Source organism: Vicinamibacterales bacterium (assembly GCA_035699745.1).
Classification (GTDB): Bacteria; Acidobacteriota; Vicinamibacteria; order Vicinamibacterales; family 2-12-FULL-66-21; genus JAICSD01.
On record DASSPH010000062.1, the window covers coordinates 17,839 to 27,722 of the forward strand.

The 9,884-nt window shown below is 68.8% G+C and carries 8 protein-coding genes; 3 read left to right on the forward strand and 5 right to left on the reverse strand.

All coding sequences use genetic code 11. The annotated features are described in order from the left end of the window. Window positions 1–648: 648 nt before the first annotated feature. From VFK57_13770 to VFK57_13790, 5 genes are read right to left on the reverse strand one after another with little or no spacing between them, the layout of a single operon-like run. Window positions 649–2,820 (reverse strand): tetratricopeptide repeat protein, encoded by a 2,172-nt coding sequence (locus VFK57_13770; protein HET7696776.1) that lies wholly within the window; start codon window positions 2,818–2,820, stop codon window positions 649–651. After that, window positions 2,817–3,455: an EpsI family protein gene (locus VFK57_13775; protein HET7696777.1), complete on the reverse strand. Its 639-nt coding sequence runs from the start codon at window positions 3,453–3,455 to the stop codon at window positions 2,817–2,819. Before VFK57_13775 ends, VFK57_13770 begins: the two co-directional genes overlap by 4 nt. Beyond that, window positions 3,452–4,318, reverse strand: a complete 867-nt coding sequence (xrtA, locus tag VFK57_13780; protein ID HET7696778.1) for an exosortase A — start codon at window positions 4,316–4,318, stop codon at window positions 3,452–3,454. The genes VFK57_13775 and xrtA overlap by 4 nt, the downstream gene beginning before the upstream one ends. Before the next feature lie 13 nt (window positions 4,319–4,331). Next, window positions 4,332–5,039 (reverse strand): PEP-CTERM sorting domain-containing protein, encoded by a 708-nt coding sequence (locus tag VFK57_13785; GenBank protein ID HET7696779.1) that lies wholly within the window; start codon window positions 5,037–5,039, stop codon window positions 4,332–4,334. Window positions 5,040–5,096: 57 nt separating this feature from the next. Then, window positions 5,097–5,288, reverse strand: coding sequence for a hypothetical protein (locus VFK57_13790; protein ID HET7696780.1), 192 nt, complete (start codon window positions 5,286–5,288; stop codon window positions 5,097–5,099). A 173-nt stretch (window positions 5,289–5,461) separates the two neighbouring features. Here VFK57_13790 and VFK57_13795 point away from each other — a divergent pair, with 173 nt between their 5' ends. From VFK57_13795 to VFK57_13805, 3 genes are all read left to right on the forward strand, one after another. After that, on the forward strand, window positions 5,462–6,367 hold the full coding sequence (locus tag VFK57_13795) for a peptidoglycan DD-metalloendopeptidase family protein (protein ID HET7696781.1): 906 nt from the start codon (window positions 5,462–5,464) through the stop codon (window positions 6,365–6,367). Between the two features lie 79 nt (window positions 6,368–6,446). Continuing rightward, complete coding sequence (gene secA, locus VFK57_13800) at window positions 6,447–9,407, forward strand: preprotein translocase subunit SecA (protein ID HET7696782.1); 2,961 nt, start codon at window positions 6,447–6,449, stop codon at window positions 9,405–9,407. Window positions 9,408–9,459: 52 nt separating this feature from the next. Then, a partial coding sequence (locus tag VFK57_13805) for an IMP dehydrogenase (protein HET7696783.1) occupies window positions 9,460–9,884 on the forward strand: 425 nt, incomplete at its 3' end.

The window sequence follows — 9,884 nt, forward strand, 5'->3', positions numbered from 1 at the left end:
TCGTCGAGCGCCCCGTGGCTGCCAGGCTTGACTGAGACGCGCCGACGGCAGCGGCGGCACGAAGCTCACAAAGATCACGAAGACACGAAGAACACGACGCTCACAGACTCTTGGTGATCTTCGTGGTCTTCGTGTTTCGCCAGCGCGGGCCGTCTCAGCGCGTGCTCGTCGAGCGTCCCGTGTCTGCCAGGCTTGACTGAGACGCGCCGACGGCAGCGGCGGCACGAAGCTCACAAAGATCACGAAGGCACGAAGAAACACAAGGCTCAACGACTCTTGGTGATCTTCGTGGTCTTCGTGTTTCGCCGGCGTGGGCCGTCTCAACGCGTGCTCGTCGAGCGCCCCGTGGCTGCCAGGCTTGACTGAGACGCGCCGACGGCCGCGCCGCACGAAGCTCACACAGATCACGAAGGCACGAAGAACACGACGGCTCACAGACTCTTGGTGATCTTCGTGATCCTCGCGTCTCGCCAGCGTGGGCCGTCTCAGCGCGTGCGCGTCGAGCGTCCCGTGGCTGCCAGGCTTGACTCAGACGCGCCGACGGCAGCGCCGCACGAAGCTCACAAAAGATCACGAAGGCACGAAGAACACGACGCTCACAGACTCTTGGTGATCTTCGTGGGCTTCGTGGTTCGCCGTCTCGCGCGGTCAGCGGCCGTTGTTCGCGGCCAGCCGCGACTTGGCCATCTCGAGGTGCTCGCGGTAGGTCTTGCTCTGCGGCGCGAAGTCGAGCGCCTTCGTGAATTCGGCGATGGCGTCGAGGGGCTGGTTGTTCTTCAGGTACACCCAGCCGAGGGTGTCGTGCGGTTCCGGGCGGTTGCGCAGGCGCTCCACCGCGATCCGCGCCCAGCGCTGCGCGTCCTCCAGCCGCCCCTCTTCGGCGAGCATCCACGCGAGGTTGTTGGCCGCCACGCCGGCGCGGGGATTCTTCGCGAGCACCGACTCGTACTGCGTGCGGGCGCCGGTGCGATCGCCCGTGCCCTCGAGCAGGATGCCGACGATGGTGGCGGGGACGGATGGATCGGACGAGCGCGCCGCGAGCGCGCGGTACTTCTCGAGTGCGGCGGCGTGGTTGCCCTGCCGCACGTACAGCGTGCCGAGCAGTTCGTAGGCGTCGAGACGATCCGGATGATCCCGGACGATGGCGGCCAGGCGCCGTTCGGCGGCGGCGGTGTCGCGTGCCGCGAGATCGACGCGCGCCGCCAGGATCTGCGCCGAGACGTCGTTCGGCGACTCCCGCAGCCAGCGCCCGACACGCGCGCGCGCGCCGGCCACGTCGCGCGCGGCGAGATCGGCGGTGATCGCGCCGGTACGCGCTTCGGCGTCCGTCGGCGCGACGGCGAGGGCGCGCTCGAACGCCGCCCGCGCGTCCGCCGGACGTCCGGCGCCGACCTCGGCCCACCCGAGCTCGACACGCAGCCGCACCGCGTCGGGCGCGCCGGCAAGCCGGCTCGTCAGCTCGCGGCGCGCGCGATCGTATTCGCCGCGCGCCCGCAGGGTCCGCGCGAGCACGAGCGCCGCCTCGGCGTCGCTGCCTTCCGCCTTGACCGCCCCTTCCGCCGCGGTCAGCGCCGCCGAGGTATCGCCGCGCGCCAGGCGCAGCTTCGCGAGCTGCAGCGATGCCGCGCCGGCGCGCGGGTTGAGCGCCACCGTGCGATCGAAGGCCGCCTCGGCGGCGCCCGGATCGTTGCGCGCGAGGGCGACCAGACCCACCGTGTACTGCGCCGCCGGCGAGGACGGGTCCGCTTTCGCCGCCGTCTGCGCATCCGACCACGCGGCATCCAGCCGCTTGGGGTCGGCAAGCAGCAGCCGGGCGCGCAGCAGCCGCGCGTCGACGTCCTGCGGCGCCGACTCGACGAGCGCGTCCGCCGTTGCCAGCGCCTGCGCCTGCTCCCCCTTCATCTGCTGCACCGCGGCGATGCGGATGCGCGCCTGCCGCCGCGCCGCCTCCGGTGTCGAGACGCCCTGAAGCACGGACAGCGCCTCGTCGAACCGCCGCAGCCCGCTGTAGTAGTCCGCCAGCGCGAGCTGCCCGTCCACGGAGCCGGCGGCGAGCGCCTTGAAATGCGGTTCCGCCTCCGCCGGGCGACGATCGGTCAGATAGAACAGCGCCAGCGCGCGGTGCGCCAGCGGATTGCCGCCGGAGACCTCGAGCGCTTTCTTCAGCTCACGCTCCGCCGCGGCACTGTCCTTCAGCGCCCAGTGCAGGTTGGCCAGCGCCAGCCGGGCATCGAGCGACTGCGGATCCAGCGCGACGGCTTTTTCGAAGGAGGCGCGGGCGATGTCTTTCGCGCCGCGGGCGAGATGAATCCCGCCGAGCGCCGCGTACGCCGGCGCGTAGGCGGGATCGATGGCGATGGCCTGCTCCACCTGCTTCAAGGCGCGCCCCGTCTCGTGGAGTCCGGCATTGGCGTTGCCGACCAGAATCAGCGCCTTGACGTTCTTCGGGTCCTTCTCCAGCGCCCGCTCCGCCCGCCGCCGCGCGTCGTCGAACTGACCGGCATGCAGCAGCAGCGTGCCGGCCTGGAGCTGCGCGTCGAGGTTGGACGGATCGAGGTCGCCGGCCTGCGCGTATTCGGTGTAGGCCTTGGTCAGATCGCCCGACTGCCGGTAGGCCTGCGCCAGTTTGTAGTGCGCGTCCGCGCGCTGCGGCTGCGCCTGCAGCGCGTTGCGGTACTCGATCGTCGCCTCGCGATACTTCTGCTGCGTCATGAACGCATCGCCGCTCGCGATGGCGCGCTCGGCGCGCGTGTGCGGATCGGCGCGGCAGCCCGCCGCGGCAAGGAGGATCACCAGAAGCGGAATCAGGCGGTGCGTCATGGCAGGTAGGCGGAGAGGCGCGGGAACACCGCGCGCGTGAACCCGGCGGCGGCCGCGTCCGCCGCGGCGAGCGACCCGCTCGCCGATCGCGGCACCGGCGCGACGATGCGGACCAACGCGCCGTCGCTGCGGTTCAGCCGCGCCGCGTCGAGCATCAGCCACATCTTGTTGGCGTACTCGTTGGCGACGACCCGTCCCCGGCCCTGGTACCAATAGAGCACGACCTGCCGGTCGAGACCCTTCTGAATCACGTAGCGGTTCACGGTCAGCTGCCGGCCGTTGACGTCGAGCGGGATCCGTCCCCCTTCCACCGGCTGCCATCCCGCGCCGGGCAGGCAGTTCTGGGGCGAGTGGATCGTGTCTCCCTGCCGCTGGCTGGCGTAGTAGCCGATGTAGAGGTTCACCGGCTGCCCGGCCGGCGTGACGTAGGTGCGGTTGATGTAGTCGTCCACCCCGAGCACGTCGCGCACTTCCTGTTCGACCGGCACGTCCACCGAGCCGGTCCATGGTCCGAGCGCGCGCGGCAGATCGACCAGCGAGGCCCGCGGCGCCACCGCTTCCACGCCGCCGGCACGGCTCGAGTACCAGCCCGCGGCGAGAATCAGCGTCGAGAGCACGACCGCGCGGGCAATCATGCCGCCTCCACGCGGGGCCGCCGCAGCGGCAGCCGGAACCGCGGCCGCATTGCCAGCACGCGCTGCCCCGCGAGCAGCAGCGCGAACGCCACCACGAACATCACCCATCCGGAGAATTCGTGGAAGAAGCCCTCCGCGGCCTGCGGACTGATCCACTCCGCCGCGAGCCCCGTGCCCGCGACGCGCGCCGCGTTGGCCACGATCGCCACCGGCAGCGCCAGCACCGCGAGGGCCACTCGCGCCCACAGGCGCGGTTCGGTCAGCTTGCCGAGAATCAGCGCAAGCGTGAGCAGGGACACCAGCGATCGAATCCCGCTGCACGCCTCCACCACTTCCAGCGTGGTCGTCGGCAGCATGAGGATGTTGCCCTCACGCAGGACGGGGATGCCGCTCGCGGCGAGCACCGTTTCGCCGGCGCGGGACGCGACCAGCTGCAGCGGGAAGGCGAGCTGATTGAACACCACCGCGGGGAGCGGCACCATCAGCAGCAGGAAGCCGATTGGGAAGGCCAGCACGCGAAGATGCGCGCCGCCGTAGAGAAAGACAATGGTTCCGGCGATCAGCCCGATCAGCGAAACACGCGCGAGGAAGAGCTCGGCTCCGAGCCGCCCGGCGAGCAGCACCGCGAGACTGCCGGCGACCACGCCCAGACCGATCCAATGCGGCCGGACCGGCAGTGCCGCCAGCTCGCGTCGGCGCAGCCAGGCGAAATACACCGCGAACGGGGCGACGAGAAAGCCGTGCGAGTAATTGTCGTCGCTCGCCCATTGCCGGACGAGCGACGTCAATACGGGCAGATAGACGAGCAGCGTGACGGAGCCGACGAGGCCGAGAGCCGGGAGCGAGCGCCGCGTCACGTTCATCGTGCCGGGGTGCTCAGTTCGCGGTGCGCCGGCGTCCGAACCGCGCCATGCCGGCGAGACCCGTCGCAAGCAGGAGCAGCGATGCCGGTTCCGGCGTCGACGAAACGGCTGAGGCCGCCGCCTCGCCATCCGTGCTCAACCGCAACAGGAACGAGCGTCCTCCCAGGTTGTCGCGGATGCCGAAGGTCACGTCGGCGGCCGCCCCGGGCGCGAACCCGTGAAAGGCCAGCAGATCGTGCGCGTTGCTGTCTTCGTCGACGCGCAGCGCGGCGGTGCCGCCGGCGGCGAACGTGGCCGACCGCTCGAGCCCGCTGTTCCACGCGAAGCTCAGACCGTCGGTGTTGTTCGACGTCGAGAACCCCTGCGGCACGTACGACGGCTGCGTCGGATCCGCCGCGTCGAAGCCGTCCGACAGCGGATCCAGGAGCTCTGCGGTAAGCGTGGACACTCCGCTCCCCTCCAGTCCGGCGACCGAGAAGGTCACGTTGTAGTCCTGGCGCGCCGCCAGGCCGTCGATCGAAATCAGCGCGCTCGATCCGCCGTCGAGCGTAATGGTGCCGAGATCGATCATGTAGGTGGACGCCGTCGAGAAGCCCCCGACGTCCGCCGCATAGCCACCGCTGCCGCCGGCGAGCGAGAGCGCGATCGGCTCGGCCCGCGCGCCGGGTGGACACAGCAGCGCGGCACACCCAAGTCCGCAAAGGATTCCAAGGCGTCGCATACATCCTCCAGCCGCCCCGCCATGGGCGGCAACGTCAGCTCAGACGACCGGCGATCGTCACGGAACGTAGCGCCGCACGAGACTCGCGGCCATCAGCAGCGAGGCCCCTGACAGCAGCATCAACGCCGGCTCCGGAGTGCGAATCACCTCCTCCGAGGCGACCGACCACGCAGCCAACGCCACCGGTTCCGCCACGAAGGCGGCGGCCGCCAACACCAGCAGCACACAAAGGGTGATGGTTGCCTTCATTTCCCGTCCCGTTTCCTCCGATGAGTGAACGATTGCCCACTTCACCTGTTCGCAGGGCCTCGGCGCCCGCACAGTGCAAGGCGCTGACCGAATCCGCGGTCCGCCCTTTTGACTTGGGCGTAACCCACGGCTGTGCTACAGTTTCACGGTTCCTCCGGACGAAACTCACCCTGATGCGATCGCGCCGCTACACCGTCGTCGTCGCGAATCGGCAGACCGGCACGGTCCGCCGCTTCACGATCTCGCTGCGCCCCGCCCTCACCGCTGTCGCCGGGCTGTTCGCCCTGCCGGTGTTGATGGGCCTCGGCGCCCGGTGGAGCGCCTCCGCGCGGATCGCCGACCTCGAGACCACGAACGCCGCGCTGCAGGTCGAGAACGCGAGCTATCGCGCCGCGACCGGTGAGCTCGCCGACCAGATTTCCACGCTGCAGACGGCCGTCGACCAGCTCGGCGAGCGTGCCGCGGTGGATCCGAATGCGAGCCGCGCGATGGAGAAGCTGCCCGCCGCGATCAAGTCGCGCGCGATGGGCGGGTCGGCCGCGATGTCGACCGCCAGCCGGGCGGCCTTTTCCCCCCTGGTCGACGGCACCGAAGCCGCCCTCGGCGTACTCAGCGATCTGCTCGGCGTGCTTGGCAGCCGGCTGGATTCCGTACGCGATGGGGTCGAACGCAAGGCGGCGCTCGCGTCCGCGACGCCGTCCGTCTGGCCGGTGGCCGGCTGGCTCACGTCGGCGTACGGCAACCGCCGGGATCCGATCACCAACGGCGCGGATTTCCATCCGGGTCTCGACATCTCCGCCGATTACGGGCAGCCGGTGCTCGCCACCGGCGACGCCGCGGTCATCAGCGCGGGCCCGAACGGCGCCTACGGGAACATGGTGATCCTCGATCATGGCTTCGGCATCGTGACCAAGTACGGCCATCTGTCGAGGTTCAACGTCCGCGCCGGCGACCAGGTCGAGCGCGGGAACGTCATCGGCTACGTCGGGTCGACCGGCCGCTCCACCGGGGCGCATCTCCACTACGAGATCTGGATGAACGGACGGCTGACCAACCCGATGACCCTTCTGGGTCGGTGAGCCCTGCCCGGCAGGATGCGCCGGCACCGGCCGGGCGCCGAGCGAGGCGAGTGATACAATCAGCGGATACCCATCCGCGATGATCATCGATAAAGCCCTCGCGAAAGTCTTCGGCACGGCCAACGAGCGTGAGCTCAAGCGCCTGTGGCCGGTCGTCGCGGACATCAACGCCCTCGAACCCTCGATCCAGGCGCTCACCGACGAACAGCTCCGCGCCAGGACCGCCGAGTTCCGCCAGCGCGTCGAGAAGGGGGAAACCCTCGACGACCTGCTCCGGGAAGCGTTCGCGGTGGTGCGCGAAGCCGGCCGCCGCACGCTCAACATGCGGCATTTCGACGTGCAGTTGATCGGCGGCATGGTGCTGCACCGCGGCAAGATCGCCGAAATGAAGACCGGCGAGGGCAAGACGCTCGTCGCGACGCTGCCCGCCTATCTCAATGCGCTCGCCGGCAACGGGGTCCATGTCGTCACCGTCAACGACTACCTGGCCCGCCGCGACTCGGAATGGATGGGCCGCATCTACCGGTTCCTCGGCATGACGGTCGGCGTCATCCAGCACGATCTGAACGATCAGGAGCGCCAGGTCGCCTACGCCTGCGACATCACCTACGGCACCAACAACGAGTTCGGCTTCGACTACCTGCGCGACAACATGAAGTTCGAGCTCGCGCACTACGTGCAGCGCGGGCACAACTTCGCGATCGTCGACGAAGTCGACTCCATCCTGATCGACGAGGCGCGGACGCCGCTGATCATCTCGGGGCCGGCCGAGGAATCGACCGAGCTCTATTACGAGGTCGATCGCCTCATCCCCCGCCTGACGCGCGGCGCGACGACGCGCGGCGACGTGAAGGCCGAGGATCGCGAGGAGCTGGAAAAGACCGGCGACTACATCATCGACGAGAAGCACAAGACGGTGACGCTCACCGAGAGCGGCATGGCCAAGGCCGAGAAGATGCTGGCCCACCGCCTCGAGCCCGGCACCGACGGCCTCTACGATCCCCTCAACATGCGCGTGCTCCATCACGTCAACCAGGCGCTGCGCGCGCACTCGCTGTTCCACCTCGACGTGGAATACATGGTCAAGGACGGGCAGGTCGTCATCGTCGACGAGTTCACCGGGCGTCTGATGCCGGGGCGGCGCTGGAGCGACGGGCTGCACCAGGCGGTCGAGGCCAAGGAGCACAACAGCCGCCATCCGGAAGTGAAGATCGAGCGCGAGAACCAGACGCTCGCCACGGTCACGTTCCAGAACTACTTCCGCAAGTACAAGAAGCTGTCCGGCATGACCGGCACCGCCGACACCGAGGCGCCGGAGTTCGCCAGCATCTACAAGCTGGATGTCATGGTCATCCCGACCAACCGGAAGCTGCAGCGCGTCGAGGAGCCCGACAGCGTCTATCGCACCGAGAAAGAGAAATACGACGCGATCGTCACCGACATCATCGAGAAGCAGAATTCCGGACGCCCGACGCTGGTCGGCACCGTCTCGATCGAGAAGTCGGAGCGCCTGTCGAAGCTGCTGAAGCTCCGCGGCATCAAGCACGTGGTCCTCAACGCGAAGTACCACGCGCAGGAAGCGGAGATCGTCGCCCAGGCGGGCCGCAAGGGGAACGTCACCATCGCCACCAACATGGCGGGCCGCGGCACCGACATCCTGCTCGGCGGCAACCCCGAGTTCATGGCGCGCCAGCAGACGCTCGCCGACCAGATCGCGGACAAGCTCCCCAAGGGCCAGGAGAAGTTCGTCGACGACGCGGACTTCGTCTACTTCTATCACCTCGACAGCTTCTACCGCGTGCCGCGGCAGAAGTACGAGGAGATCTTCGCCTCCTACAAGCGCGGCACCGACAGCGAGCACGACGAGGTCGTGCAGCTCGGCGGCCTGCACATCATCGGCACCGAGCGGCACGAGGCGCGCCGCATCGACAACCAGCTCCGCGGCCGCGCCGGCCGCCAGGGGGACCCGGGCTCGTCGCGGTTCTACCTCTCGCTCGAAGACGACCTGATGCGGATCTTCGGATCCGATCGCATCTCGGGGCTGATGCAGCGCCTCGGCATGGAGGAAGGGGTCCCGATCGAGCACAACATGGTCACCCGGGCGATCGAGCGGGCGCAGAAGCAGGTCGAGGCGCAGAACTTCAGCGTCCGCAAGCACCTCCTCGAGTACGACGACGTGATGAACAAGCAGCGCGAGAGCGTCTACGCGCTGCGCCGCGAGCTGCTCGATGGGCAGATTCACATCACCGAGGACGAGGTGGTCGACACCCGCGGCTACCTGTTGACGCTGGCCGAGGAGCTGGCCGATTCGACGGTCGCGAACTACGCCCCGTCGGGCGCGGATCCCGAGTCGTGGGATCTCGACGCGCTGACGACCGCCGTCGCCGAGATCTTCGCCTTCGACGAGGCCGAGCGCGACTCGCTCGACTTCGCCGGCATGACCGCCGACGAGATGCTCGAGGCGATCTGGGCGATCGCGAAGGCCAAGTACGAGAAGAAAGAGGCGATGCTGCCCGACCCGGCGATCCTGCACCGCGTCGAACGCGACATCATGCTGCAGATCGTCGACGCGCAGTGGAAGGATCACCTGTACAGCCTCGATCACCTCAAGGAAGGCATCGGGCTGCGCGGCTACGGCCAGCGCGATCCGCTGGTCGAGTACAAGAAGGAAAGCTTCGCCCTCTTCCAGCAGATGCGCGACCGCGTCGAGGAGGAGATGGTCCGCTACCTGTGGCGGCTGACGCCGATGATCGGCGACGATCCCAACGAGGTCGTCGCCCCCTCGGCGCCGCGGCCGCGCACCCCGCCGCCGATGACGCTCAATGCGCCGTCCGCGGCAGCCGCCTCGCCGTTCGGCGCGATCCGCGGCGGCGCCGGCGCCGGCGCCACCGCGGTCGCGGAGCCGCCGCGCCCCGCGCGCAGCGGCGGCGACGACGTGGTCCGCCAGGTCAAGCGCGAGGCGCCGAAAGTCGGCCGCAACGATCCGTGCTGGTGCGGCAGCGGGAAGAAGTTCAAGAAGTGTCATGGCGCGAATGCATGACGACAAGGGCAGCCGAAAACGGCTGCCCTTTTGTGTCTCTGGGGGCGTGTAGATGGAAACGCGTACGGATGTCCTGAACGCCGAGCAAATCTCGATCGGCCTCGCCACAGCGCTGACGTTCGACGACGTCCTGCTCGTACCGCAGCACTCCACCGTGCTGCCGAGCGAAGTGGACGTCGCCTCCAGCTTCACCCGCAACATCCGCCTCAACGTGCCGATCGCCAGCGCGGCGATGGACACGGTCACCGAGTCGCGGCTGGCCATCGCCATGGCGCAGCAGGGCGGCATCGGCGTCATCCACAAGAACCTCGCCATCGAGGAGCAGGCCTCGGAAGTCGATCGCGTCAAGCGGTCGGAGAGCGGGATGATCGTCAACCCGATCACCCTCTCCCCCACCAACCGCATCTACGAAGCGCTCGAGCTGATGAAGAAGTACCGCATCTCGGGCGTGCCGATCACGCAGGACGGCAGCAAGGA

Excerpts from the sequence above, each read along its gene's own strand:
- VFK57_13770 (HET7696776.1), bottom strand. The coding sequence starts at position 2,820 with ATGACGCACCGCCTGATTCCGCTTCTGGTGATCCTCCTTGCCGCGGCG.
- xrtA (HET7696778.1), bottom strand. The coding sequence starts at position 4,318 with ATGAACGTGACGCGGCGCTCGCTCCCGGCTCTCGGCCTCGTCGGCTCC.
- VFK57_13790 (HET7696780.1), bottom strand. The coding sequence starts at position 5,288 with ATGAAGGCAACCATCACCCTTTGTGTGCTGCTGGTGTTGGCGGCCGCC.
- VFK57_13795 (HET7696781.1), top strand. The coding sequence starts at position 5,462 with ATGCGATCGCGCCGCTACACCGTCGTCGTCGCGAATCGGCAGACCGGC.
- secA (HET7696782.1), top strand. The coding sequence starts at position 6,447 with ATGATCATCGATAAAGCCCTCGCGAAAGTCTTCGGCACGGCCAACGAG.
- VFK57_13785 (HET7696779.1), bottom strand. The coding sequence starts at position 5,039 with ATGCGACGCCTTGGAATCCTTTGCGGACTTGGGTGTGCCGCGCTGCTG.
- VFK57_13775 (HET7696777.1), bottom strand. The coding sequence starts at position 3,455 with ATGATTGCCCGCGCGGTCGTGCTCTCGACGCTGATTCTCGCCGCGGGC.